This window comes from Phycisphaerae bacterium (assembly GCA_018003015.1).
Taxonomy (GTDB): Bacteria; Planctomycetota; Phycisphaerae; order UBA1845; family PWPN01; genus JAGNEZ01.
In genome coordinates this window covers 1-26,737 of the sequence record JAGNEZ010000030.1, presented here as the reverse complement: position 1 = coordinate 26,737, position 26,737 = coordinate 1, and the positions used below count along the sequence as shown (strand labels likewise).

The 26,737-nt window shown below is 63.5% G+C and carries 19 protein-coding genes; 18 read left to right on the top strand and 1 reads right to left on the bottom strand.

The window, feature by feature from the left end:
• The first annotated feature begins 1 nt into the window (after position 1).
• The 11 genes from KA354_14095 to KA354_14045 all read left to right on the top strand — a co-directional run bounded on the left by KA354_14095 (position 2) and on the right by KA354_14045 (position 15,017).
• A complete protein-coding gene (locus KA354_14095; protein ID MBP7935775.1) occupies positions 2-949 on the top strand; it encodes a hypothetical protein in 948 nt (315 codons plus the stop codon).
• Between the two features lie 39 nt (positions 950-988).
• The gene (locus KA354_14090; protein ID MBP7935774.1) at positions 989-2,020 is read left to right on the top strand and encodes an SUMF1/EgtB/PvdO family nonheme iron enzyme; all 1,032 of its coding nucleotides are present in this window, start codon (positions 989-991) and stop codon (positions 2,018-2,020) included.
• Positions 2,017-2,898 carry a hypothetical protein gene (locus tag KA354_14085; protein MBP7935773.1) on the top strand — a complete coding sequence of 294 codons (882 nt, stop codon included), beginning with the start codon at positions 2,017-2,019 and terminating at the stop codon, positions 2,896-2,898. Before KA354_14090 ends, KA354_14085 begins: the two co-directional genes overlap by 4 nt.
• Positions 2,877-3,812 carry a hypothetical protein gene (locus tag KA354_14080; protein MBP7935772.1) on the top strand — a complete coding sequence of 312 codons (936 nt, stop codon included), beginning with the start codon at positions 2,877-2,879 and terminating at the stop codon, positions 3,810-3,812. Before KA354_14085 ends, KA354_14080 begins: the two co-directional genes overlap by 22 nt.
• Before the next feature lie 162 nt (positions 3,813-3,974).
• On the top strand, positions 3,975-5,222 hold the full coding sequence (locus KA354_14075) for a tetratricopeptide repeat protein (protein ID MBP7935771.1): 1,248 nt from the start codon (positions 3,975-3,977) through the stop codon (positions 5,220-5,222).
• 10 nt (positions 5,223-5,232) lie between these two features.
• Positions 5,233-6,915, top strand: a complete 1,683-nt coding sequence (locus KA354_14070) for a tetratricopeptide repeat protein (protein MBP7935770.1) — start codon at positions 5,233-5,235, stop codon at positions 6,913-6,915.
• Between the two features lie 822 nt (positions 6,916-7,737).
• Entirely contained in the window at positions 7,738-8,211 is a 474-nt protein-coding gene (locus tag KA354_14065) for a YbjN domain-containing protein (GenBank protein MBP7935769.1), read from the top strand.
• An 11-nt stretch (positions 8,212-8,222) separates the two neighbouring features.
• Entirely contained in the window at positions 8,223-9,512 is a 1,290-nt protein-coding gene (locus KA354_14060; protein MBP7935768.1) for a glycosyltransferase family 4 protein, read from the top strand.
• Positions 9,481-10,188, top strand: a complete 708-nt coding sequence (locus KA354_14055; protein ID MBP7935767.1) for an ABC transporter ATP-binding protein — start codon at positions 9,481-9,483, stop codon at positions 10,186-10,188. Before KA354_14060 ends, KA354_14055 begins: the two co-directional genes overlap by 32 nt.
• Positions 10,189-10,223: 35 nt before the next feature.
• Positions 10,224-13,745 carry an FtsX-like permease family protein gene (locus KA354_14050; GenBank protein MBP7935766.1) on the top strand — a complete coding sequence of 1,174 codons (3,522 nt, stop codon included), beginning with the start codon at positions 10,224-10,226 and terminating at the stop codon, positions 13,743-13,745.
• 135 nt (positions 13,746-13,880) lie between these two features.
• Positions 13,881-15,017 carry an SO_0444 family Cu/Zn efflux transporter gene (locus tag KA354_14045; GenBank protein ID MBP7935765.1) on the top strand — a complete coding sequence of 379 codons (1,137 nt, stop codon included), beginning with the start codon at positions 13,881-13,883 and terminating at the stop codon, positions 15,015-15,017.
• A gap of 264 nt (positions 15,018-15,281) precedes the next feature.
• Here KA354_14045 and KA354_14040 read toward each other — a convergent pair whose 3' ends face one another.
• Entirely contained in the window at positions 15,282-16,061 is a 780-nt protein-coding gene (locus KA354_14040) for a class I SAM-dependent methyltransferase (GenBank protein MBP7935764.1), read from the bottom strand.
• A gap of 469 nt (positions 16,062-16,530) precedes the next feature.
• On the opposite strand from KA354_14040, the gene kdpF reads away from it, so the two are divergent.
• The 7 genes from kdpF to KA354_14005 all read left to right on the top strand — a co-directional run.
• Complete coding sequence (kdpF, locus tag KA354_14035) at positions 16,531-16,620, top strand: K(+)-transporting ATPase subunit F (protein MBP7935763.1); 90 nt, start codon at positions 16,531-16,533, stop codon at positions 16,618-16,620.
• A 17-nt stretch (positions 16,621-16,637) separates the two neighbouring features.
• Complete coding sequence (kdpA, locus tag KA354_14030; GenBank protein MBP7935762.1) at positions 16,638-18,365, top strand: potassium-transporting ATPase subunit KdpA; 1,728 nt, start codon at positions 16,638-16,640, stop codon at positions 18,363-18,365.
• 32 nt (positions 18,366-18,397) lie between these two features.
• A complete protein-coding gene (gene kdpB, locus KA354_14025; protein ID MBP7935761.1) occupies positions 18,398-20,506 on the top strand; it encodes a potassium-transporting ATPase subunit KdpB in 2,109 nt (702 codons plus the stop codon).
• A gap of 22 nt (positions 20,507-20,528) precedes the next feature.
• The gene (gene kdpC, locus KA354_14020) at positions 20,529-21,110 is read left to right on the top strand and encodes a potassium-transporting ATPase subunit KdpC (protein MBP7935760.1); all 582 of its coding nucleotides are present in this window, start codon (positions 20,529-20,531) and stop codon (positions 21,108-21,110) included.
• Between the two features lie 84 nt (positions 21,111-21,194).
• The gene (locus KA354_14015; protein ID MBP7935759.1) at positions 21,195-23,828 is read left to right on the top strand and encodes a sensor histidine kinase KdpD; all 2,634 of its coding nucleotides are present in this window, start codon (positions 21,195-21,197) and stop codon (positions 23,826-23,828) included.
• 25 nt (positions 23,829-23,853) lie between these two features.
• Positions 23,854-24,543: a response regulator gene (locus KA354_14010; GenBank protein MBP7935758.1), complete on the top strand. Its 690-nt coding sequence runs from the start codon at positions 23,854-23,856 to the stop codon at positions 24,541-24,543.
• 390 nt (positions 24,544-24,933) lie between these two features.
• The coding region (locus tag KA354_14005) for a hypothetical protein (GenBank protein MBP7935757.1) at positions 24,934-26,737 on the top strand (1,804 nt) is incomplete at its 3' end.

Sequence of the window (26,737 nt, the reverse complement as noted above, 5' to 3'; positions counted from 1 at the left end):
AATGAGTCAGAAGAAGACGGAATCCGTGTCAGTCCAGGAAGTGCCGGCCGCAACAGTGGATATCGAGCACATCCAGTCACTTGGGCAGGAAGTGGTCTCGGCGATGCAGTCGATGCGCGAACTGCTGAGCGCCAGGGCGGATGCCCTGGAGTCCTGCCGGTCGGCACTCGAGGAGTATCGCGAGAAGCTCATAGCCGAACGGGACTCGCTCTGCCAGCAGGAAACCCTCCTCTGCGAGCAGTTCGAATCGCGGCAACAGAAACTCGAATTGAACGAGCAGGAACTGACCGCCCGTCAGGCGGCGCTGGCCAGGCAGGAGACCGAGTTGCAGGCCGCTCGCGAGACGCTGGAGCGCGAACTGGCCGCGGTCGAGCAGGAGCGGACTCGACTCAAGACCGACCAGGAAGCCGTCGCCAAGGCCGCCAGCCAGCTCGAAGCGGAGCGGTCGGAGTGGGAATCCAAGAAGGGGACGTTGTCCGCCAGCGAAGCCCAACTGGAGGAGGAGCGTGGCGAAGTGGCCGCCCTGCAGGCTTCGCTGGAAGCCCAGAGAAAGGCGCTGGCTCAGGACGAGGAATCGCTGCGTAAGCGGCAGGCCTCGCTCGAGGAGCTGACTGCAACGCTGAACGAGCGCGAGGCGTTCCTCTCCAAGCAGCACGAGGAGCTGAGCCAGATCCGCAAGGACTGGGACACCCGGATGCAGGAACTCAACGCTGCCCAGGAAAGCCTAGCGGCTCTGCAGCGTGACCTTCAGGGCGAGTTGTCCAAGGTGACCGAGCAGAAGAACGATCTGCTGCCTCGCTACGGCGTGACCGATACAGGCGGAGGCGCTCCGGCGCAGGCCGATCACGGCCTGCCGGGCGTGCCGACCGAGGAGCAGAAAGCCCAGTCGGCCCTGGAGCGATTCCAGAAACTCTGCAGGGATGCCAAGCGACGGGCGATCGGGGTGTGAGGATGCGGAAAACCGGGAACTGACCCGAGGGAAATGACCATGGCCCTGAGACTATTCAGCCGTAGACCGCCGGACCCCGCCACCCAGCGGGCACGAACTGTCGCCAAGAAGGCGGCCCGGAGACCCGAACCCTACGAACCTGCCGAGCCGCTGGTTCTGGAGAAGGACCCGCTTCAGCGGCACATCCAGCTGGAGCGTTACGGCCACGTTGTGCGTAACCGTCAGCAGTGGGTGGACCACCCGCTGATCGAGTCGGCATTCCAGGCGGCGATCGAGGAGATCGATGCCCACTTCGCCCTGGTTCCGGAGGGTTTTGTATCCCTGAGCCAGACGATCGTAGATGCTCCGGGTCTGCCCGAGCTGGACATCGAGACCGATGCCTTTCTCCTGGCTCGAACTTGCGTCACGAACGGGCAGTTCCAGAAGTTCCTGGACAACGGCGGGTATGAGGATCTCGATCTGTGGCCCCAGGACATCTGGCCGCACCTGATCGATCTGAAGGACCAGACCGGGCATACGGGTCCGCGTTTCTGGCGGGAAGGCCGACACAACAAGCTGATCAGCGATCACCCCGTCGTGGGGGTATCCTACTACGAGGCCGCGGCTTACGCGAAATGGGCCGGTTACCGCCTGCCCACAGGGGCAGAATGGCAGATGGCCGCCAGCTGGCGGATCCGCAGTTCCGCTCACGTACTTCGCCGGTATCCGTGGGGCGATGCCCTGGACATCAGCCGATGTAACATCTGGGCCTCGAACATCGGGCACACCGTCCCGGTGACCGAATACGAGTCCGGCGCCGCCCCCAACGGCGTGCACCAGCTCATCGGCAACGTGTGGGAGTGGACCTCCTTCGACTTCACCGCGATCGACGAACTCGCCAGGACAGTGGTCGGAGACATGCTTCTCAAGGAGGTTCGCGGTGGAGCATTTGACACGTACTTCCCGGCCCAGGCCACCAGCACCTTCCGGACCGGCCTGGCCAGTCTGACCCGAGCTCATAACGTCGGCTTCCGCTGCGTGCTGGATCTCACCCCGAGCGATGCCGCCGACGCCGAAAGGAGCCCGCAATGACGACCTACGCCGAAGCGGCGGTGGACAGCAGCTGCCTGATCTGTGGGGCGCGAAACCTCGTGGGGGCCATGGTGTGCTGTGACTGCCAGGCTCCGCTGGCCATCGTCCACGACGTGGCCGCCCAGGAACGTGATCCGCAGATTGTCACCATTCTCGGCGAGAGCAACGTCGGCAAGACGGTCTACCTTGGGTTCCTCCTGGACATGCTCACCCAGCGGGCCGCGGACTACGAGGCCATTCCCAAAGGCGCCTACTCCGTGGACCTGCAGCAGAATGTCATCAGCCACATGGCCCGGCGGACCTTTCCGCCCAAGACCGCGATGGAAGCCAACAGCTGGTATTGGGCGTACTACCAGATCTATCAGCGGAAGCCGGCCCCCAAGTGGATTGACTTGCTGATGCCGGACATGGCCGGCGAGTCCCTGGCGGCCGAGGTTTCGACGCCCAACACCTTCAAGGTCATCCGCAGCCTGCTCAAGCTGTCGGCAGGCACGCTCCTCCTGGTGGACGCGGCCATGGCTGCCAACGGCTCGACACAGCCCGACTTCTTCGCGGTCAAGATGCTGAGCTACATCGACTCGATGCACCAGGCCAAGCGCGATGAGCGGGTGCAGACCCCCACGGCGATCGTGCTCTGCAAGGCGGATCACTGTCCGGAGTGTTTTGACCACCCGAGGCGGTTCGCCCAGGCCAACCTGAATCGGCTCTGGAACCTGTGCGAGAACCGGTTCTCGAATGTCGAGTTCTTCGCCACCAGCGTGGTCGGTTCGCTGGGTTACGCGACTGCTCCCGGCGAGGACTACGTCACGCCGATCCCGTTGCACACTGCCCTTCAGGGTGTACTGGAGCCGTTTCAATGGGTGACCGACCAGTTGTAGTTGCTGAGCCGCCGCTGCCCGGTCCCGCGGTCACCCTTGCGGTCCAGGCCGAGCCGGCACCGACCGGCGGACTCGCCGATCGGTCGCTTCCGGACGTGATCGAGTGCGATCAGGCGGTGTTCACGTCGGTTCACTCGCAGATGGGTGAGGGATACCGGCTGATCGCGATCAGTCCGGGGTTGCGGCCTGACGAGAGGGTCGAGATCACCCAGCGATCGCCTTCCCACGACAGTCTCTGCGACTCCGGTCCCCACGCTGTGGGTATGCTGGCTTACGCGATGGCCAGCGGGCGGTACTGCGTGGCTTGCTGCAGTCATGCCGGGCGGGAGCATACGGGACGGGGTGGCCAGCGGGTTTATACCCACATGGTCCTGCTGACGGCTGCGGACTTGACCGCTTTCCAGCACAATCCGGTGCGTATTCACGCCCTGCTGGCCGAGCTCATCTCCCGGCACGGGCCGATCCTCAAGGTGATTCCCCGCGTGGAGCGACTTGTCCTTCCGGTCATGAAGCCCAGTTGGGGCAAAGGCTGCGGGGGTTTCCGCCCGCCCGCCTCGCAGACGGAGGCGGAGTGGATCTGGAGCATGGCGGATGCTCTTCAGTCCGGGCGGCGGCTGGTTCTGGCGGGCGTGCGGGAGCCGTTGCGTCTGCTCGAGTGGGCGGTCCTGTGTCTGAAGCCTGGTGTTCGCCGGGGGATCGACGTATCGGCCGGCCTCAAGTATGCCCCTGGCCGAAGGATGCAGGTTGTCCTGCTCCCGAGGGAGGATGCCCAGACCCAGCGTCTGATTGCCGGGCAGGACGTTCAGTTGCGCCGGGTGGACCAACCGGCCCCGGCTCCCCGGCCGGAGTTCCTGCCGTGGGTGAACCTGCTGCGCGCCTGGTATGCCCAGCGCGAGGTTATCGGTCCCACGTGATTCTCGGGCATCTGGCCTGGTCCTGACCTTATCAGGTGCTTTCCACTGACCGATAGAAGCGATGGAGTCACCGTCTGTGTTCACCCATGGCCGTGGGCAAGGCGACTTGGGCCTCCGGGTTGACGGTCCACGGAAGGGCCGGTCTGGTGAAGCGAGGATCGCATGAGCAAGCGGGAACAATATCGGCTGGGCATGTCCGCGTACAATGCCGGCCGGTACGAGAAGGCCATTGAGCTGTTGACGCCGCTGGTGACGATGAACAGCAGCCCCCAGGGTCTGTTGTCGCGGTTCTACCTGGGTCAGGCTCACTACCACCTGGGCGTGCGTCTGTTCGAGACGCAGAAGTACCAGGATGCCACCAAGCACTTCCAGAATGCTGCAGGGGTCAACTCCAATGGCGGCGGGATCGCGAGGTTCCTGGTGAACTGCTACGTCGCCGACGGGCGTTACGACATGGCGGTTCGTGAACTCGAGTCGATGCTGGGGCAGGATCGGGGGAATGCCGGGTTGCGGATCCGGCTGGCCCTTGCCCAATACAAGCAGGGCAGTCCACTCGGAGCCATGAGCACGATTCGGGAGGGCATTGCCCGGCAGCCGGACCATGCGGAGCTTCAGTACCAGCTCGGGATCATGCTTGCTGCGGAGGACGAGTTTGCGGAAGCCGAACGGTGCTTTGAGATGACCATTGCCTGCGAGCCGACCCACGCCGGGGCGTACGAGCGTCTGGCCCAGATCTGTGCGGTGACTGGTCGGTCCGACCGGGCCCTGGAGTACCTCGAGCAGGCTCACGCGCTGGATCCGTGGAATGCCCGCATTGCTTTCCAGTTGAGCGTGCTGGGGCAGGGTGAGGTGATCGGCGGTCGTCGAGAGCGGATCGCCTGGCGGCTGCCTGCCCATCCGGGGGCTGCGGAGCCAGGCGAGATTGATCGGCTGAGCGAGCTGCTGGCGAGTGAGCCGGACTTCGTCTCCGCGTTCCTGGCCCTGCCGGAGAGCGAGGTTGACGAGGAGGTCTTTTCGACGTTGGCGGCGACGTTGGAGCGGGCCCTGGAGAACCATCCGGAATACGCTGACCTCCATTTCCACTGTGGAGCGGTGTACCGGCGGCTCGGTCGCCGGGTGGACGCCATCCAGCACACCGAGCAGGCGGTCGAGATCAATCCCGGCTACGTCAGCGCCCTCATTCAGCTGGCGGAGCTTTACAGCCAGACCGACCAATGGGCGATGGGCATCGAGCGGCTCGAGCAGGCGATCGAGAAGGGAGCGGACTATCCGGACGTCCATTGCCTGATCGGGCGGCTGTACCAGACCGGCGGCCAGACGGGGCGAGCCCGGCTGGCGTTTGAGCGGGCGTTGAGTCTGAATCGGAACTATCGAACGGCCAAGGAAGCACTTGCCTCGCTGCCTGCGTAAAGGGGGAAGAATGTCCTACTTGCTGGAAACTCTGGGTCGGGGCTGGATCAGCCGCCTATCCGACGCCTTCCAGGAACAGATGCAGCAGACCGAGGTGCGGGATTTGGAGACCCTGAACCGTCTGGTGGCGGCGGAACCGGGCCGAGCGGACCTGCATCGCGAGCTAGGATTTCACTACCTGCAGACGGGCGATCTGGGCCGAGCCCGGGACGCGTTTCTCGAGGCCGCCCGGCTGGACCCCACATCGACGCTGGCCCGGATCGCGGCGGCCTGCTGTCTCGAGTCGATCGGGCTGCTGACCGAGGCCTACGAGCAGCTGGGCGTCGCGGTCGCCCTGGACGACAAGGACCCGGCCATCCAGTTCGCCCTTGGGTATTGTGCCGAGCGGCTGGGCCACACTGGTCAGGCCGAGAGCTACTATCGAGAATCTTTGAGAACCTGCCCGGGCCTGCGGAACGCGCGCGAGCGGCTGGCCGCCATCCACTTGCGGCAGAATCGCATGGATGATGCCATCGATCAATACGAGGAGCTTCTCACCGACGATCCCGGCGACGTCGATCTGCACCTGACGTTGGCCAATCTGTACCTGCGGAACCAAGACCCCGACGCCGCCATTCAGGCTTTCGAGAACGCTCTGACCATTGAGCCGGACAACTGGCAGGCCCGCACCGACCTGGCGGACACGTACGAGCAAGCCGGCCTGCTCCGCGAGGCCATCGAGCAGCTTCACGTGCAGCTTCACAAGCACCCGGAGGCGCCGGACCAGTACCTGAAGCTGGGCGATCTTTACACGCGGGTGGGCAATGATCAGGCGGCCCTGCAGTACTACATGAAGGCGATCCAGCTTCACCCGGGGTATCTCGAGGCGATGGTCAAGATCGGCACGCACTATCTGCGGGCCGGCCAGTATGTAGAGTCGGCCACCTGGTTTGCGCGAGCCATTGAGATCAATGATCGGCTGCTCACCGCTTACGTCGGTTTGGGCGTTGCCCAGTTTGAGGCGGGGCGTGAGTCGGAAGCCCTGGCGAGCATTGATCTGGCCTCGAGCATTGAGCCGAACAGCACGCTGCTCTACACCGAGATTGCCCGGATCCAGCTCAAGTGCGGTGTTCAGCAGGAAGCCAGCCGGCACCTGGAGACTGCACCGCCCGACGTCGCCGGAGCCACCGACGATCGGCTGGACGATCTGGTCGACCAGCAGATCGAACGGCACCGTCAAGTGGCGGAGCTCCACCCCAACCACCCGGACGTGCACTACCGGCTGGGCCTGTTGCTTCGTCATCGTGGCTGGATCGACGAAGCCATCATCCACTTCCAGCATGCGGTGGAGATCAATCCGTCCTATGCGAAGGCGCTGATCAAGTTGGGCCTGGCCCTGCACGAAACCGGTCGCACCGATGATGCGATTGAGACGCTGCAGCAGGCTCTGGAGTTCAATCCGCGTTATGTGGACCTGCACTATCGGCTGGGGACGCTGTTTGCCGGCCGTCAGCAATTCGATCTGGCGGTGGAGCATTTCACTCACGCAGTGAGCGGCAATCCGCAGAATCTCGATTTCCGCGAGAACCTGGCCATCGCCCTGGAGAACATGGGCATGATTGACCGGGCGAAGGCGATGTGGCACCGCATCTGCGAGCAGGCTCCGGAAAGCGAGAACGCAGCCCGAGCACGAACGGCCCTGAGTCAACACTGATCTCTATCCTGAGGATTGGCGTTTGGTCCGAGCCGAGACGGGCGGCGGGGGCTTGTTGGAGAGTGTCGTTCGCTCTGGGAACGGGTCTGCGGGGCCGGACCGGTGGTCAAGTATCGCGCACGTTCTCCAGCCAAACGAAGCCATTGGCCGGACGCAGGAACCGCGTTTTTGGCACCGCCAGGGAGGTTTCTGCTCTCGATTCCTAGAGACCTCAAGCGCCAAACGAAGCCAATTGAGCGGTCGGCGGTCGGCAGTCAAGATATCAGAGCGCCAAACGAAGGCAATTGAAGGGTCGGCGGACGGCGGACAGCAGTCAGCGACCATGAGCGTGCCCTCCCGGGCGGGGGAGGCTATCGGGATTTCAAAGAGCTGGGAGGCGGACCGCAGGGATCGTCCTCGATACTCATAACACTTGTCCCGTCCCGGACCCGGAGAAGCAGTGCGATCAGCAAGTCCGGGCCGAAATAAACGGTGTACCGTTGTCCGGGCTCGAAATAAACGGACCTGTCCCGATATCCGAACGCGGGCGGTGGGGTGCCGGGTGGGCACAGGGGTCTGTTTATGTTATGATAACTGTTGATGAGCACAGTACTTGTCGTCCTTGGTGGGCTGGTCTCCTGGTGGTGCGTAGCATTGGTGAGGGCTTGGCAGCGTCGGAGGGGTGTGGAGCGAGGTGGCTCGGCGGCCAGGGAGCAAGGGAGACGGGTTTCGGCCTCACGGGCGGCGTCCGGGACCGTTGTGAGACATGCGGCTCCTGTGCGAGCCGGTTCCCGGGGTATGAAGACGGGTGGTGCCCGAGGAGTGGACGGAGCGGGCTTGGCCATGGAGAAGGCGCGAGAGATCATCGATCAGGTCTGTGTGTTTTTGAACGAGGACGGCGTGCGGTGCCACGTTCGCAGCGATTCCCCGGCCATTGACACGAATTTCCGTGGCGAGAGTGGTGTTTTCCCGGTCATCATTGCGGCTCGACAGGATCCGGCCATTCTGGCGGTCATGGTGGGCGTGCCGGTGGTCACGCCGGAGCCTCGACGGGTCCAGATGGCGGAGGCCGTAGCAAGAGCCAACCACGGTCTGACGCTGGGTTGTTTTGACTTCGACATGTCCACTGGTGACATGCACTTTCGAGTGGCGATGCCGTTGAGTGACGGTGCACTCACTCACCGTCAATTTCGGGATCTGCTGGGCGCATCGATCACGACGGCCGGCAAGTATCACCGGGCGTTCTGTCGACTTTTGTTTGGTGACGATCTATCTCCGGCCGAGGTCATCGCTGAAATTGAGATGGCGGACGGTTAGAATCCCCTTTGATGAGAGTCGTGTACCTGACCGCCGGTGCTGCGGGGATGTACTGCGGCAGCTGCATGCGTGACAACACGCTGGTGGCGGCCCTGCGGGCTGAGGGGCGCGACATACTGCTTGTGCCGTTGTACACGCCGATTCGCACGGACGAGCCGGACGTGAGCGAGTCGTGCGTGCTATACGGGGCGGTCAATGTCTATCTGCAGCATCGTTCGCCGGTTTTTCGCCGCATGCCGCGGTTTATCGATCGGTTTCTTGATTCGCCGTGGCTGCTGAAGAGGGTAGCCCGAGGCGGGCCTCGCGGGGAGATGGAGGATCTGGGGCGGCTGACGGTGTCGAGTCTTGAGGGCGAGGATGGGCCCGCGGGCAGGGAAGTCCGCAAGCTGATTGCCTGGCTGGGTGAAGTACGACCGGACGTTGTGAATATCCCGAACGCCCTGTTTGTTCAGGTTGCGCGGCCGATTCGCGAAGCGTTAGGGATACCGACGGTCTGCACACTGACTGGTGAGGACCTGTTCATCGACCGGCTGACGGAGCCGTGGCGAAGCCGGACGGTGGAGTTGATTCGCCGCGAGGGCCGGCATGTGGCCGGCTTTGTGTCGGTCAGCGATTACTATGCTGGATACTGCCGGGAGCGGTTCGGTATTCCGGCCGATCGCATGCATGTAGTGCGTTTAGGCGTGCATGTTGACGGTGACGGCCCGCGTTCGGACCCGGTAGGCGAGGCGTTCACGGTTGGCTACATGGCCCGCATTTGCGAAGACAAGGGACTGCACCTTGTGGCGGCGGCCATGGCCGAACTCGTTCGAGCCGGGCGGGATGTTCGACTGGTCGCCGCGGGGTACCTTGGAGAGCGGGATCGGCCGTACCTGGAGCGAGTCCGTCGTGATCTGACGGCGGGTGGAGTAGTCGGCGCGTTCTCGTATCTGGGTGAAGTGGACCGTATGGGCAAACAAGGGCTGCTGCGCGGGTGTGATGCGTTTTGCGTTCCGGCCGTTTATCGCGAGCCGAAGGGCATCTACGTGCTGGAAGCTCTCGCGGAGGGGGTACCTGTGGTTCTGCCTCGGCACGGGGCGTTTCCCGAACTGGTGGAGCGAACCGGTGGAGGTCTGCTGGTCGAACCGAACGATCCGCATGCCGTTGCCGAAGGGCTAGCCGGGCTGATGGATGACGTGGGGCTGCGTCGTCGGCTGGGCGAGCAGGGACGTGCGGCTGTGCTGCAGTCGTTCACCGACGAGATCATGGCCAAGGAGACGTGGGCTTTGTATGAACGCATTCAGTCCGAATCGCGTCGCTGAAGTGGTGCCGAGCCTGTGCGCCGAGTCGCTGGGCAAGGTCTATGCAAGTGGTTGCGGGCCGCTGGTCGTCCTTCGCGACGTCAGTCTCGGCCTCAGGGCAGGCGAGTCCATCGCGATCATGGGGCCATCTGGTTCAGGGAAGAGCACGCTGTTGAATATTCTGGGTACGTTGGAGCCGCCGAGCAACGGACGAGTGACTCTGGCGGGCTGCGATCCGTTCTCGCTGCCGGCCGACGAGTTAGCGGCGTTTCGCAATCGGAGCGTCGGCTTCATCTTTCAGGATCATCACCTACTGCCGCAATGCACGGTGCTGGAAAACGTGTTGATACCGACCCTGGCCGGCGCGGCTTGGGACGATGCCACGGTTCGGGCCCGGCAGCTGCTAGACCGATTGGGTCTCGCCGGGCGACTGGATCATCTGCCGGCCGAGCTGTCCGGCGGCGAGCGGCAGCGGGTAGCGATCGCCCGAGCGATGATCAATCGCCCGCTGTTGCTGCTGGCGGACGAACCGACCGGCAACCTGGATCATCGCTCGGCCGACGCCGTCGGCGCCTTGTTGCAGGAGTTGCACAGGGAGGAGAGCGCCATGCTGGTGGTGGTGACGCACAGTCCTGTTCTCGCCGAGCGGTTCGGCCGGCGGTACGAGTTGTCGGAGCATGTGTTGCGGGAGGTGTAGAGGACGTCGTTGGTTAAAACGCTGAAGGTGCCGACTTGAATTTCTCCACTCTCCGTCGTCGATCTTTGAAGCATCACTGGCGTACCCATCTGGCCACGGTTCTGGCCTGCGCGGCGGCCACGGCGGTGATCACCGGCGCCCTGCTGGTTGGCGACTCGATGCGTGGAAGCCTGGCGGACCTGGCTGTCGGGCGGCTGGGGCGGGTGGAGATGGCGTTGTTCAGCCCGTACTTCCTGCGAACCGGGACCGTGGATGCCCTCCGGGCGGACCCGGACATGTGGCCCGGCGAGATCACCGTCGCCGAGGCGATTCTGTTGAGAGGCAACGTGGCCCACGCCGACACCGGTGCTCGGGTCAACCAGACGCAGATTGCGGGAATCGGCGATCGGTTCTGGGCGCTGGCCACGCACCCGATGCCGAGTGGCCGGGGCTCCTCGGCCGATCGCTCCGTGGTTCTCAACGAATCGCTGGCGGGCGATCTAGGCGCGAAGATCGGTGACGAGGTCCTGATCCGAGTGTCCAAGCAGGATGGCATACCTGTTGAGACGCTTCTTGGGCGGCGAGACAGCCGACTGGTCACGCTGCGTCTTGCCGTTGGAGGGGTCATCCCGGACGACGGTTTGGGAGGGTTTAGCCTTCATCCCACGCAGTATCATCCGCGTACCGCCTTCGTTCCCCTATCGGTGCTCCAGCGGGCGCTCAGGCGTCCCGATCAGGTCAACACCATTCTGGTCTCCCGCCGTCCGGGTGGAGCGGAGAACGCCCCGTGGCTGGGGGCTCTCCGGCTCCTCTATTCCGATTCGTCCCGCAGTGCCGCGCGAACACGGGCTCTGCAAGTCGTCTACCAGTGCGCCCTCTCCCGTTTCGCTACCCTGCAGGATTTGGGACTGAGTCTCCGCCAGGATCAGGAGGGCCAGGCCGTTGTTGCGGAGAGCGCTGGTCTGATGGTGTCTCCGACGTTGTTGAAGGAGCTTCAGGAGGCCTGCGCCCGGACCCAGTGTTCTGCCCTGCCGGTTTTCAGTTACCTGGCCAACACGATCACCGTCGAGCGACGGGCCTGGGCGCAGCCGGGTTGGTTGACGGCCTCTGCTCCGTCTCCGGTCGAGGTTCCCTACTCAACTATCGCGGCCGTCGGACTGGGCGGACCGTTCGGACGGTTCGTTTTGACGACCGGCGAGACCATCGACACGCTGAAAGACGACGAGATCGTCTTGAACGAATGGACCGCGAATCAACTCGGAGTCCAATGCGGCGACCGCATGGTGCTCAGCTACTACCTGATCGGCGAGTATGGGCAGTTGCGGACCGAGACGGCGGGGTTTCGGCTTCGTGGCATCGTCACGATGCAGGGGCTGGCCGGCAGTCGCACGCTGACGCCGGTGTACGAAGGCTTGACTGACGCCAAGCGTCTGTCCGACTGGACCCCCCCCTTCCCGATCGATCTGAAGCGCATTCGGCCGGTGGACGAGAGGTACTGGGAGGACCACGGGCCGACGCCGAAGGCATTCCTATCGATGATGGCCGGACTAAGGCTTTGGGGCAAGGAATACGAGCGATTTGGCACTACCACGTCGCTGCGCATCTATCCACCGTTGGGTGTAAGCCTCGACGCCGCGGCCGGCGAGTTGGAGAAGGAGCTGCAATTGCCCAGCGTATTGGACGCAGCCGGTCTTCGCTTCGAGCCGGTGCGGGCCAACGCCCTGGCGGCCGCTCAGGGGAACACCGACTTCGCCATGGTGTTCCTGAGTCTCAGCTTTCTGATCATGTTCTCGGCCGCCCTGCTGATCGCGCTGATGTTCCGGCTGGGGCTCGATCGGCGGAGTGGTGAGCTTGGCCTGCTGCTGGCTTTGGGTTTCCGGCCGCGGACGGTTCGGAAGCTCCTGCTCGGAGAAGGGCTGGCACTGGCGGGCATCGGCTGTCTGTTCGGTTTGGCGGCCGGTGTCGGCTATGCCGGGCTGATGCTGGCCGGGCTGCGTTCGTGGTGGTCGGCTGCGGTTCATGCGCCGTTCCTTCGGCTGCATGTTGGGAGTCTGAGCCTGCTGATCGGATTGATCGCGGGGCTGGTAGTGGCGTGGGCTTCGATTCGCTGGTCGTTGCGAGGGTTCAGCCGGGCCTCGGCTCGCTCGCTGCTGGCGGGCAATGTGTTGTGGGGGTCCCAGGCCGCGAGACATGGGTCTGAGCGATCGCTCTCTGTGGTGGTGCTGGTCGCGTTAGCGGCTGGTCTGATCGTGACCCTGGCAGCCGTGGTGGTCCTGCCGCGCACGATCGCGTTCTTTGTGGCCGGCGTGGTGATGCTGACCGCCTGCATGGTGGGCATGGACGCATGGATCCGGGCCGGCAGGCGTGGGGTGATCGGTCCCGGTCCGCTAGCGGCGCTGAAGCTAGGCATCCGCAACGCGACCCGTCATCGTCGCCGCAGCCTGATGACAACCGTGTTAATCGCGGCGGCGGCCTTCAACATCGTGGCGGTCGGAGCCAGTCACCGGAAGCCGGGCCCGCAGGACCGGGCCAAGGACGGCGGGACAGGCGGGTTCGCGCTGATGGCGGAGTCGACCATGCCCCTCCTGCCCGATCTCAATGCGCCCACCGGCCGATCGGCGCTGAATATCACGCCGCCGACGCAGCAGCAGATGGCTGGCAGCGAGGTTATTCCCTTTCGTGTTCGTCCCGGCGACGACGCCAGTTGCCTGAACCTCTATGGCAGCCGTTCTCCGCGGATCTTCGGGGCCACGAATGCGATGGTTCGGCGCGGTGGCTTCTCGTTCCAGTCGTTTGAGGGTAACGCCGATTTCGACCCAGGGAATCCATGGACGCTCCTGACGAGCCGGGCCAGCGATAGCGCCGTGCCCGCCATCGGCGACGCGAGCACCGTTACGTGGATGCTGCACATCGGGCTGGGCGGCGAATTAACCGTAGAGGACGAGGGCGGCAGACCGGCGAAACTGCGCATCGTCGGTGTGCTCTCGGGCAGTGTTCTGCAGGGCGGTCTGATCATCGCGGAGCGGGAGTTCGTGCGTCTTTGGCCCTCGATCGGAGGGTATAGCTTCTTCTTGATCGAGGCTCCGGTCGAGAGGGCTGGAGCGATCGAGCAGGCTCTGGAGCGGGACCTGGGCGACTACGGCTTCGACGCAGTCTCCACGACCGGCCGACTGGCTGACTACATGGCGGTCGAGAACACGTATCTTTCGACCTTCCAGACGCTGGGCGGTTTGGGGCTGATGCTTGGCACGGTCGGACTGGGCGCGGTCATGCTTCGGAACGTGTGGGAACGGCGGCGAGAGCTGGCCCTGCTGCAGGCGGTCGGGTTTCGGCAAGGAACGCTGGCGGTCATGGTACTGGCGGAAAACGCCGTCCTGCTTGTCTGCGGTCTGCTGGCCGGCTCAGTGGCGGCTGGGCTGGCGATTGCCCCCCATGCGGTGGCGAGCCCGGCCACGATTCCGTGGTTGTCGCTGGCCTCGACGCTGGTCGGCGTTCTGGCGGCTGGGATGATGGCAGGCGCCGTCGCGGTTGTGCCCACGTTACGAATGCAGCTACTGGCGGCATTGAGGAGCGAGTAGCGGCGGCCGACGCGTGCGTGATCACCGCCGTAGTCGGCTTGACATCATCCTGGAGTCAAGCTGGGCAGGGGGAGCCGGGGCTGCCTACAATCCCCGGAGTTGGCAAAAGAATGTGCCAGGCGAACGAAGGGAATCATGAGCATGGCTTTTGTTGTCGAATGGGCCACTGCCACCTGGGGGGTGTTTCTGCAAGCCGGGCCATGGCTGTTTTTCGGTTTTCTGGCTGCGGGGGTGATTCAAGCCCTAGTGCCCATTGGTCAAGTCACGCGGCATCTGGGCAAGCCGGGTCTGGGCGGCGTGATCAAAGCGGCGCTGATTGGGGCACCGCTGCCGCTGTGTTCATGCAGCGTGATTCCGGTTGCATCGTCGATCCGCAGGCAAGGGGCTGGCCGCGGGGCCACGGCCAGTTTCCTGATCAGTGCGCCGGAGACGGGTATCGATTCGATCGCGGTCTCGTATGCTTTGCTTGGCCCGTTCATGGCCGTTGTCCGGCCAATTGCCGCACTGGCGACCGCGGTTTTTGCAGGCTGGCTGATCGATAGAGGCCATCGATCGGGTGAGGACCCTGCCCGGCTGGTTTCGCCGAGTCGTGCTGCCCCCAAACCGTGCTGCCACCACTGTTCGACCGAGGCCTCGGTTGATGCCGGCAAGCGGGTCGGGCTTCTCGGGAGAGCCGGGGTTGCTGTGCGCTACGGTTTGGTGGAGATGTTTGCGGATCTGGCTCACTGGCTGGTACTTGGTTTCGTGCTGGCGGGGTTGGTGTCGGCCGTTGTCCCGCCGGGCTCGCTGGAGCGGTACGTCGGCGGCGGTTGGGCCGCGATGCTCATCATGCTGGCTATCGGTATGCCCATGTACGTCTGTGCGACCTCTTCGACGCCGATTGCCGCGGCCCTGATCGCGAAGGGCTTGAGTCCGGGTGCCGCGCTGGTGTTTCTTCTCGTCGGGCCGGCCACGAACATGACGACCATGGTCATCGTCGCACGGCAGCTCGGGCGGCGGAGTCTGGCGATCTACATTGCGAGCATTGCGGTCGTGGCGATTCTCTTCGGCCTGGGCACCGATGCCCTGCTGTCTTGGGCCCCGGTGGCGGAGGCGCCGGTTGTCCGCCACTCGCATCACGAGTCCGGCCTTGCTGCCTGGCCGTTTGCCGTCACCCTGCTGCTCCTGATCATCAATGGCTTGCGTTTGCGGGTCGGCAAGTGGAGTACCGCCCGTCGTCCGCGGCCGCCGGTGACGATCTCCCTCTCGCTTGCGTCCCAGCGGGCCGATTGAAGTTCGGGGCACGGCGGCCGGGTGGTGCGCCATTGCCTCGTAATGACGGGGCTGGAAGGCTTCGGTGGGTTTGCCACCTCATACCTGCGGCGCTGGCATGTCCCGGGCACGGCGGTTGGTGTCAGCCGAGGTGGCCGCGAGGTTCTGGGCAGAGACCAAGGTCATCGAGGCGGGCAAGACCATTGGGGGGCATGGTTGCCAACACGTCCCCTGAACGTTCCCAGAATACGGCCCTTTGATGGGACAGTCGGCTGCAACCGCTATTCAGGCACCCGACACCGCCTCGGTACTCCGAGCGGGTGGACATCTGAATACGTAGATCGCCCAGCCCAAGGCGTCTCTACCCCACCTCAAGTAGACTGATTTCTCCTTCGCCACGCGCTCAAGCAGTTCTGGAAGATCAGCGTCATCTCGGTCGGTGCGCGCGTAGTCCGCCATCGCATGCCACTGAAGACCTTCGTATCGGTCCCAGTCGTCCTTGCTGCTGACCAGAGTGTGCACGAGGTCGAGCCCTCGCCGTTCTCCTGCTTCAACGTTTTCCGCGTGGCTTCCGAAGGCATCTCTGGTCAGCCCACACGCCCGCAAGTGCTGGTCCGACGGCTCCCGCAACCAGTACGGCTCCCCCACTATCACCCAGCCGTCGGGCTCGGCCATGCCGATGAGCGCGTCCAGAGTGCGCGCGTGTCCGCCGAAAACCCAGCTCGCCCCAATGCACGAAGCTAGAGTGAGGCTGTTTGGCTTATCGGGTTTAAAATCAGCGCCATCCATTTGGGTGAAGGTGATTCCTGCCTGTGGCACACGCGCTCTGAGCCTTCGTTCTGCGTCGGCGATGAAGAAGGGCGAGAGGTCCACGCCTAGGCCGCGCACTCCGTATGCCTCCACCAGACGTATCAGGAATTCGCCCTTCCCGCAGGCGATGTCAACCACCCGTGCGGTTGTCGGCAGCTGCACCAGGTCCACCAAGCGTGCGAGCTTGTCCTCGCTTGTGGGATTGCACACCACGTGCCGACGATGAGTGATGTCGTAGAACTTCCACGTATCCATGAATCGATCCCTCGGTTGCCTTGTGTATATAGGAAGTCTGCGAATAACTCGCAGGCGTCAGATCTGCAGCCTTACACGCAGGCAGACACTTTTCGCAAGTCACATTCTAGCAGGGAGTTGTTGTACTGCAATGTCTTCTGCGTGATAGGCAGTTTAAGCCCAACGCGGAACGGATTGCCAAGACAGACCAGCGGTTAGCCGAGGATCGAAGGCTTTTCGTCACGTGGGTCACCGAGTCGAGCGTGAAACCCGGCTCTCCTTACACCTTCCTTACGCCGGTTGGCCTGGTTTTTATGCCCTCCTGAACTGAGCTGTTGCATATTTGCAGTGTCACCCGTCGGGCGAGGACCCGGCTGGAAGGGGATGCCACTCATGATCGAGATCGCCTTGTTGGGTGTCGTGCTTGCGTTTTTCGCGGGGTGCATCGGCCTCGTGATCCTGTGCGAACGCTTGTAGGTGAGGTGTGGCGATGCTTTGCGACTACCTGATCGGGATTGTCGTGGCGCTTGGCCTGCTGGTGTACCTGGCATACGCCCTAGCCCGCCCAGAGCGGTTTTGAACAAAGGGAGAAGCTGCATGACCACCAACGGATGGCTGCAGATCGGCCTGTACGCGGGCCTGCTACTCGTTCTGGTCAAACCGCTGGGCTGGTACATGTCCTGCGTGTTTAAGGGAGAATTGACGCCACTGAGTAGGCTGCTACACCCGATGGAACGACTCATCTACCACGTCTGCGGCGTGGACGCGAGTCGCGAGCAGCACTGGACCGCCTACGCGATCGGCATGTTGTTGTTCAACCTCGCAGGCGTCCTGATGCTCTACGGAATCCTGCGCCTGCAAGGCCTGCTCTGGCTGAACCCGCAACATGTGGCTGCCGTGCCGCCTGATCTCGCGTTCAACACGGCCGTGAGCTTCACAACCAACACCAACTGGCAGGCATACCCCGGTGAGGCGACCATGAGCTATCTCACGCAGATGGTTGGCTTGACGGTACAGAACTTCGTCTCGGCCGCCACGGGCATCGTCCTGGCCATGGCCTCGATTCGCGGTTTCGCCCACCACTCCGCCAACTCGCTCGGCAACTTCTGGGTGGACCTGACCCGGTGCGTGCTGTACGTGCTGCTGCCCTTGTCGTTCGTGGTGGCCCTGCTGCTGGCCTGGCAGGGCGTGCCGCAGAACTTCAACGCCTATGTATCGGCGACGACGCTGGAAGGAGCGACGCAGATGATCCCGCAGGGGCCGATGGCCTCGCAGGAAGCGATTAAACAGCTTGGCACGAATGGCGGCGGCTTCCTAAACGCCAACTGCGCTCACCCGTATGAGAACCCGACGCCGCTCGCCAACTTCTTCAACGTGGTTGCCATCTTTGGCATCGGCGCGGGTCTGACCAACGTGTTCGGCCGGATGGTCGGCGACGAGCGGCAGGGCTGGGCTATCTTGTCGTGCATGGTGTTGCTGTTCCTCGGTGGCGTCGTAGTGTTGTACTGGGCCGAAAGCGCCGGCAATCCCGCGTTTGTGGCGGCGGGCGTTGATGTCGGCGCGGGCGACCTGCAGGCGGGCGGCAACATGGAGGGCAAGGAGGCGCGATTCGGCATCACCAACTCGGCCGTATTCGCGACGATCACGACGGCTGCGTCGTGCGGTGCGGTCAACGGTATGCACGACAGCTTCACGCCGCTGGGCGGCATGGTGCCGCTGGTCAACATCCTGTTGGGTGAGATCGTCATCGGCGGCGTGGGCTCGGGGCTGTACGGCATGCTGATCTTCGCCGTGCTGACCGTTTTCATTGCCGGTTTGATGGTAGGTCGCACGCCCGAGTACATCGGCAAGAAGCTTGAAGCCAAGGAAATCAAGATGGCGATCCTGGCCATGCTGGTGCTGCCGCTGTCCATTCTCGGCCTGACCGCTTTGGCCTGTGTTTACCCGGCCGGCCTCAAGGGGCCACTGAATGCCGGGCCGCACGGATTCAGCGAGATCCTGTACGCGCTTTCCTCCGGCACTGGCAACAACGGTAGCGGGTTTGCCGGGCTGAGCGCGAACACGCTCTTCTACAACCTGACCGTCGGCCTGGCGATGCTCGCCGGCCGGTTCGTCTACATCGTACCTATGTTAGCCGTAGCAGGATCGCTGGTCGCCAAGCACAGAGTTCCCGCCTCAACCGGCACTTTCCCCACACACGGGCCGATGTTCGTGATCCTGCTCACGGGTGTCATCCTCATCGTGGGCGGGCTGACGTTCTTTCCGGCCCTTGCGCTCGGGCCGATTGTCGAACACCTGGCGATGGTGGCGGGAAAGGCATTCTGAAAACGATACGCTGACAGGTTTGGGCCGTACCCATGTCCATATGCTTTCCTGGAGTATCGGCCTATAGCTGCCCGATCGGACGGACACTGCACATGAAGGAGCATTCGCTGTTTGAGCCTCGCATCATACGAGCGGCAGTGGCCGAGTCGCTGCGGAAACTCGACCCGCGAACGTTGATCCGTAGCCCGGTCATGTTCGTGGTCGAGGTGGTAGCCCTCGCAACAACCGCGCTGCTGGTACGCGAGATCCTGTGCCCAACCGGCCAGGGTTGGAGGTTCGTGCTCCAGATTGCGCTGTGGCTCTGGTTCACGGTGCTCTTCGCCAACTTCGCGGAGGCGATGGCGGAAGGCCGCGGCAAAGCGCAGGCCGACTCGCTGCGGCAGACCAAAGGCGACACACTCGCCAAGCTGCTGCTCGACCCCGATGGAGCCGGTAGTCATCTCTACGAGCCGGTACCGGCCACGCAACTGGACCGAGGTGACATCGTTCTGGTTGAGGCCGGGGACATCATCCCCGGTGATGGCGACGTGGTCGAGGGTATTGCCTTCGTCGATGAATCTGCCATTACCGGTGAGTCGGCCCCGGTCATCCGCGAGAGCGGCGGCGACCGTTCCGCGGTCACCGGCGGCACGAAGGTCCTCTCCGACTGGATTCGCGTGAAGATCACGTCACAACCGGGAGAGACGTTTCTGGATCGCATGATCGCCCTGGTCGAAGGCGCCAAGCGATCCAAGACACCCAACGAGATCGCCCTGGGGATTCTGCTCGTCGGCCTGACCATCGTGTTCCTCATGACCACCAGCACGATCGAGCCGTTCGCGAAGTACGCGGGTGGTACGGTCTCGGTCACGGTGCTGATCGCGTTGCTGGTAACACTCATTCCGACGACCATTGGTGGATTGCTTTCGGCCATTGGCATCGCGGGCATGGACCGGCTGGTCCAGCATAACGTCCTTGCCATGTCGGGCCGGGCGGTCGAGGCCGCGGGCGACGTGGATACGCTTCTGCTCGACAAGACGGGCACGATCACGCTGGGGAACCGACAGGCGAGTGAGTTCGTTCCGGCCCCGGGCGTCACCGCCCATCAACTCGCGGATGTGGCTCAACTCGCCTCACTCGCTGACGAGACGCCGGAGGGCCGTAGTATCGTCGTGCATGCCAAAGAGCAATACGGGCTTCGTGCTCGCGATCTGTGGGAACTCCAGGGGGCATTCGTCCCGTTCACCGCCCAGACCCGGATGAGCGGAATCAACATGCCCTTGGCCCAGATCCGAAAAGGGGCTGCCGAGGCGGTCGAGGAGTGGGTGAAGGCCGGAGGCGGGGTGTTTCCCGCCGAGGTGCGCCAGATCGTCGATGATGTTGCTCGTGCGGGTGGCACACCTCTGGTGGTGGCATCGAACGCACAAGTGATGGGTGTCATCTTTCTGAAGGACGTCATCAAAGGCGGCACGAAGGAACGCTTTGCCGAAATGCGCCGCATGGGCATCCGTACCGTGATGATCACCGGCGATAACCCGCTGACCGCCGCCGCCATCGCGGCCGAGGCCGGCGTGGACGATTTCCTGGCCCAAGCCACGCCTGAAGCCAAGCTGGCCTTGATCCGCGCGGAGCAGGCCAAGGGCAAGATGGTCGCGATGTGCGGCGACGGAACGAACGACGCCCCCGCGTTAGCCCAAGCCGACGTGGCCGTAGCGATGAACACCGGCACGTCGGCTGCCAAGGAGGCCGGCAACATGGTCGACCTCGACAGCAATCCGACCAAGCTGATCGAGATCGTTGCCATCGGCAAGCAGTTGCTCATCACGCGCGGGTCGCTGACCACGTTCAGCATCGCCAACGACGTAGCCAAGTACTTCGCGATCATCCCGGCCATGTTCGCTGCGACGTACCCGGAGCTGAACCGGCTGAATCTGATGCATCTGGCCGCGCCGCAAAGCGCGCTTCTCTCGGCGGTGATCTTCAACGCGCTGATCATCATAGCACTGATCCCGCTAGCCCTCCGCGGCGTGGCGTATCGACCGCTCAGTGCGGCGGCCATGCTGCGTCGCAACCTGCTGATCTATGGACTTGGAGGCGTGATCGCGCCGTTCGTCGGCATCAAGATCATCGACCTCGTGATTACCGCAATGCACCTGGCATAGCCAGTTTGGCTGGAGCGCCGTCATGTTCAATCAGATCAGACCGGCAGTGGTGATGCTCGTCATCATGACCATCATCACTGGCATCCTGTATCCGCTCGTGGTCACAGCCATCGCTCAGACCGTGTTTCGCCACCAGGCCACCGGAAGCCTGCTCAAGGACGGCGATCGCATCATCGGTTCGGAGCTGATCGGCCAGGCTTTCAGTTCTCCGCGGTACTTCCACCCACGTCCATCGGCAGCCGGCAGTGGTTATGACGCGATGGTGTCGGGCGGATCGAATCTAGGGCCGACCAACAAGGCTCTGGTGGATCGGGTGCGGGCATACGCTGAGGGGCTGCGGGCCGAAAACCCCGGTCAATCGGTGCCGGTCGAGCTTGTGACCACCTCAGGAAGTGGGCTGGACCCGCACATCTCTCCGGCGGCGGCAGCTTTTCAGATTCCCCGTGTTGCCCGGGCCCGTTCCACGCCGACAGACCAATTGGAGGCTCTGGTGCGGCAATACACGGAACCCCGACAGCTTGGCCTGTTGGGCGAGCCTCGCATCAACGTACTCGAACTGAACATGGCCCTTGACAGGCTCCAACCGTCAGGCCAATCGAGGTAAAATGGCTATGGAAAGCCAGGTGCGTACGTGGGCGACTCTCACACAGATCAGGAACGACGCCCGTCGGCCGATGCCTTGCTGGCGATGACCCAGCGGTCGCAGCGCGGCCGATTGAAGGTGTTCCTGGGCGCGGCTCCGGGAGTCGGCAAGACCTATGCGATGCTGCAGGCGGCGCGAGCACGCCGGCGGGAGAGTATCGACGTGGCGGTCGGCATTGTCGAGACCCACGGTCGAGCCGAAACCCAAGCCCTACTCGAAGGGCTGGAGGTCGTTCCGCGCACGAGCGTCGAGTACCGCGGTACGCAACTGACCGAGATGGACATCGACGGGATTCTGTCCCGTCGGCCGCAGCTTGTCCTGGTCGATGAACTGGCCCACACCAACGCACCCGGCAGCCGGCATCCCAAGCGATACATGGATGTTCAGGAACTGCTCACCGCCGGCATTGATGTGTACACCACGGTCAACGTCCAACACCTTGAGAGTCTCAATGACACCGTCGTCCGCATCACCGGCGTGCAGGTGCGAGAGACGCTGCCGGATCGCATTCTCGACGAGGCGGACGAGATCCAGCTGATCGACCTGCCGCCGGAGGAACTCATTCAACGCCTCAAGGACGGCAAGGTCTACATTCCCGAGCAGGCCGCGCGTGCGATCGACAACTACTTCCGCCCCGGCAATCTGAACGCGCTTCGCGAGCTGGCCTTGCGGCGTACGGCCGACCGCGTCGACGTGCAGATGCAGGATTGGATGAAGGCGCAGGCGATCGAGGGGCCATGGGCGGCCAAGGACCGCATCATGGTCTGCGTCTGCGCCAGCCCAACGTCGGCCAGGCTGGTACGAGCCGCCAAACGGAGAGCCGACCGTCGCAATGCCGAGTGGCTGGCGGTCTTCGTGGAGACCCCCGCTTACCAACGTGCTTCAGAGGCCGATCGCGATCGGGTCGCCAGGACGCTGCGAATGGCGGAGCAATTAGGCGGGCAGGCAGTCAATCTTCCCGGCAACCGGCCGGCGGAAGACCTGATCCGCTACGCCCGTTCGCGCAACGTCACCGAGATCATCATTGGCAAGTCCGGCCGTTCGTGGTGGCAGGAGGTCTGGCGCGGCGCTCTCGTCAACGACTTGATTCGGCTCAGCGGCCCAATCGACGTCTACGTGATCCATGCCGAGGACGAGCATCCTGAAACACCCTCGCACACGCCGTCACGGGAATCCTTGTTCCGAGTGCGGAATTTCGGCTGGGCTGCGGTGATTGTGGTGCTGAGCGCGTTTGTGGCCAAGTTTCTCCAGCAGCACCTGTCGTTGCCCAATCTGTCGATGGTGTTCCTGATCGGCGTGCTCGCAGTGGCCGTGCGGCTTGGGTTGTGGCCGTCGATCTTTGCCTGTGGGCTCAGCGCCCTGATCTACAACTTCTTCTTCATCCGGCCGCTGTACACGTTCTCCATCGCCAGTTCCCAGGAAGCGCTGGCCTTCATCGTGTATTTCATCGTGGCCATCATCACGAGCCAGATTGCCGCGCGAATGCATAAACAGGCCGAAGCCGCCCGCCGTCGTGAAGACCGTGCCAACGCTCTGTTTGAACTCAGCCGTGCCATCGCCGCGGCCCCGGACACGGATGCCGTTGCCCGCACCGTGGTTCGTCAGGTTGCAGGGATTCTACAAGCTCGCGTCGTTGTGCTGCTGCCGTCCTCGTTGAAGCTCTCGCCCGCGGCGAGCGATCCCGAAACCACGACTCTCACCGAGCATGAGCGAGCGGCGGCAACCTGGTCCTGGCAGCACAACCAGCCCACCGGGCGCGGTTCGGACACTCTGCCCGGCGTTGCGTGGACGTTTCTGCCGCTGACGACAGGCCAGACAGCCGTCGGTGTGATGGGCGTTCAGTTCGCGTCCGAGTCCGGCGAGTTCTCTCCGCGGCGCCGCCGGCTGATGGAATCGCTGGCGGACCAGGCTGCCGTCGGTATCGAGCGGGCGCGGCTACGGCAGGAGATGGCACAGGCCCGGGTCGTCAGCGAGACCGAGAAACTCCGGGCCGCACTGCTATCTTCCATCTCACATGACCTGCGCACACCACTGGCATCCATCGTCGGATCGGCCAGCAGCCTGAGCGAGTACGGTCGCGACTACGACGAGCCAACACGTGCCGACCTCCTGGCGACCATCCAGGAAGAAGCGGAGCGGCTCAACCGTTTTGTCGGCAATCTCCTCGACATCACCCGGCTGGAATCGGGCAAGCTCCAACTGAATCGCGACTGGGTTGAGCTCGGCGACATCATCGGCTCCGCCGTCGCCCGGCTTCGTCGCCAGTTGGCGAAGCACTGCGTGCTGGTAGAGGTGGCCGCGGCCATGCCGCTGGTGCGGGTAGACTTCGTCCTGATCGAGCAGGTATTGGTGAATCTCCTGGATAACGCCGCCAAGTACTCGCCGCCGGGCACGACGATTGATGTCCGCGCGAAACAACAGGACCGACATCACGTGATCGAGGTGATGGACGAAGGCCCCGGAGTCCCAGCCGAACAGCTTGAACAGATCTTCGACAAGTTCTACCGTGTAAGAGCGATGGATCGGCAGGTGGCCGGCACGGGCCTGGGCTTGTCGATCTGCCGAGGTATTGTGGAGGCTCACGGCGGTGCGATCATGGCCAGCGGGCGTGCTGATTGTCAGGGGCTTGTGATCACGATCTCGCTGCCGAGCGAAGACCCGCCCGCAACACCGCAGTAATGTCAGAGGCGTCATGGCGGAAGTGGTGGCACGAGTTCTGGTAGTGGATGACGAACCGCAGATACGACGGTTTCTGCGGACCAGCCTTATTGCGCACGGCTACACCATCACCGAGGCGGCGAACGGGAACGAAGCGCTGCTCAAAGCTACGGACGATCGGCCGGAGGTGATGATCCTGGACCTGGGCCTTCCCGACATCGACGGCATGGAGGTGATTCGTCGCGTTCGCGAATGGTCGCAGGTGCCGATTATCGTTTTGTCGGTGCGTGGCCGTGAATCCGACAAGATCGCGGCCCTTGACGCCGGTGCCGACGACTACGTGACCAAACCGTTCGGCATGGGCGAATTATTGGCCAGAATCCGCGCGGCTCTGCGAAACCGCCTGGCCGATGAGGTGGACGAGCCCGTGTTCCGCAACGGCGGGCTGTGTGTGGATCTGGCGAGGCGGCAGGTCCGCGTCGATGGTCGCGAAATCAAGCTGACCCCAAACGAGTACGAACTGCTTCGCGTGCTGGTGCTCAACGCCGGCAAGGTCGTGACGCATCAGCACCTGCTCCGCGAAGTCTGGGGGCCGGCCGATGTCGACCAGACCCATTACGTCCGCGTCTACGTTGGCCAGCTCCGCCAGAAGATTGAGCCCGACCCTGCCCAACCGTGCTTGATCATCACGGAGCCTGGTGTTGGATATCGCCTGCAGACCGCGGATAACGCTTGACACGGTTGCGACACGGCAAATCAGGCGGAAGTCACCCCTTCTGAAGCTGTGCCCGTCTCTTCTCAGGAACGCCATTTTTTCGAGCTGGGCGTCGTCGCCGAAGGCCCCTCCAAATGGCCAGGAACGCCGTGTCATGACCACTCTCGATATCGTTCTCCATTTCGATCCGGAATCCGGTTGAACGCGCGATTCGGATAGCATAGCATCAGCCGACGCCGGGCACGCGGGAATTCGACGTGAGACCTCCTACTGCGAACAGGTGGTCGTCCCGGCCCTCGGCGAGCGGCTGCGCGGCCGCTCCGGGTGTTCCCACGAAGGTAGACGGGGGCAGGACGCATCGGCGCGGTGGAGTTCTTTCATGTTGGACGCCTCCAAGCACGAGGCAGAAAGATGAGACGGTTCGCTCTTGTCGGTTGTCTGCACTTGCTGTTGTCGATCTTCTCCGCGGCCGAGGAGACGCAATGGAAGCTGGTCTTTCAGGATCATTTCGACCGGACGGAAGTCGGGCCCGACTGGAAGCCGAACCCGGGCATGTCCATCATCAGCGGCAGGCTGCGGCTGATCGGCGTCGTCAACGCCCAGATCAACCATAGCTTCAAGCCCGACATCCGCCTGGAGTTCGATGGTTGGGCGATCGAGGGCATCCCGCCGTGCGACATGTCGGTGACCTTCTGCGGCGGCGAGGTGGGGACCGGGTATCTCCTCGGCTTCGGCGCCCAGAACAACGCGGCCAATCATCTGGTCGGGCCGGGCGTTCGCTTTGAAGATCACCATCCGCCATTCCTGATTGAGCAAGGAAGAGAGTACCACTGCATCGCTCAGAAGGAGGGCAGGCGGATTTCCTACGCGGTCAACGGCACCAAGTTATTCGATGTGCGGGTCGACGATCCGCTTGGAGGGCCAGGGTTCGACGTGGCTGGCGTGCTGGGCTGGACAGGCCTGGAAGTGGACAACGTCGAGGTTTACGAGCGTACTACGCCACACCCGGACGCCCCCAAGACACTGGTCGGAATCTCCGACGGGCCGTTGTACCGCGAAGGCCGCCAACTCGTCGTCCGCCGCGGTTCCGGCTCGCCGGCCGTGGACGCTGCCGTGACCACATTCAACACAGGCCGGTTGGATGAGGCCCTCATGCAGTTCCGGGCCATGGGCGATACGCTGGTCGGGCTGCTTGGCCAAGCCTATGTGCGGGGTGATCTGGCTTACATGGAGAAATACAGGCATCCGGAATTCAAGGTTCTGGCGACGGCCTTTGAGGCGGCTTCGGCCAGACAGCCCGGCGATGAGGTGCTGGCCCAATACGCCTTGCTTGCCAAGTGGTTTGCGTCGTTCCACATGCAGCGCAGCGGCGCGGCGATGGTGGCGGCCGTCCGGCTCCGCAAGCTGGGCGCGAAGAACAACCCGTTCTACTACAAATCGCGACTCTATCAGGCCCGGTATCGCTACTGGGACGGTGCTGAAGCTGGAAATCGGAACGTCATGGCCGAGGCGAAGTCCTGGATGGAAGAGCTCAAGCAGATGTGGCCTGACCACGTCATCTTGCGACAGTATACGGGTGACAGGATCCCCTGGGGCGAGCAGTACAACGCCGATACCACCAAACACCCGGCATGGGCGGCTTATCTGCGCGAGGCCTACGCTCGGCAAGTGGAGTTCATGCGTCATTTCATCACCGAGCGGCAGGATCGTGAGGGCGGTTTCGGCGGCGGTTACGGCGACGATTGCGAGATGATGCGCACATGGATGCAGGTATCCGCGATCTCGAGCGCGGCCGAAACGGCTCGGACGGGCATCCAGAATCTAGCCCGTGGCATTTGGGATCACGAGTTGATCTACGACGGCTACGCGGGGATGGGCGATGTCGAACACTCATCCGAACCGTCGGCCGACGTGCTGCCGGGTCTTCTATTCGTTCGGTACGGCGACCCGCTGTGGGTCGAACGCAATCTCCGGACATCCAAGACGATCAAAGAGAAGTTCATGGGCATCGACGCCCGCGGTTATCCCCGCTTCCAGTCGTCATGGTATGGCGAGGGCCGGGTTGATCGGACGCCGCTGGGCGGCGGCGACAGCGGCTATAACGGGCGTACGATGAAGCATTTCCTCTGGGAGGCTTGGCGCGGCAACCCCGAGGCCCGCGACTGGTTCGTCCGCTGGGCCGACGGCTGGCGCGACGCGACCATGCGGGAGTTTG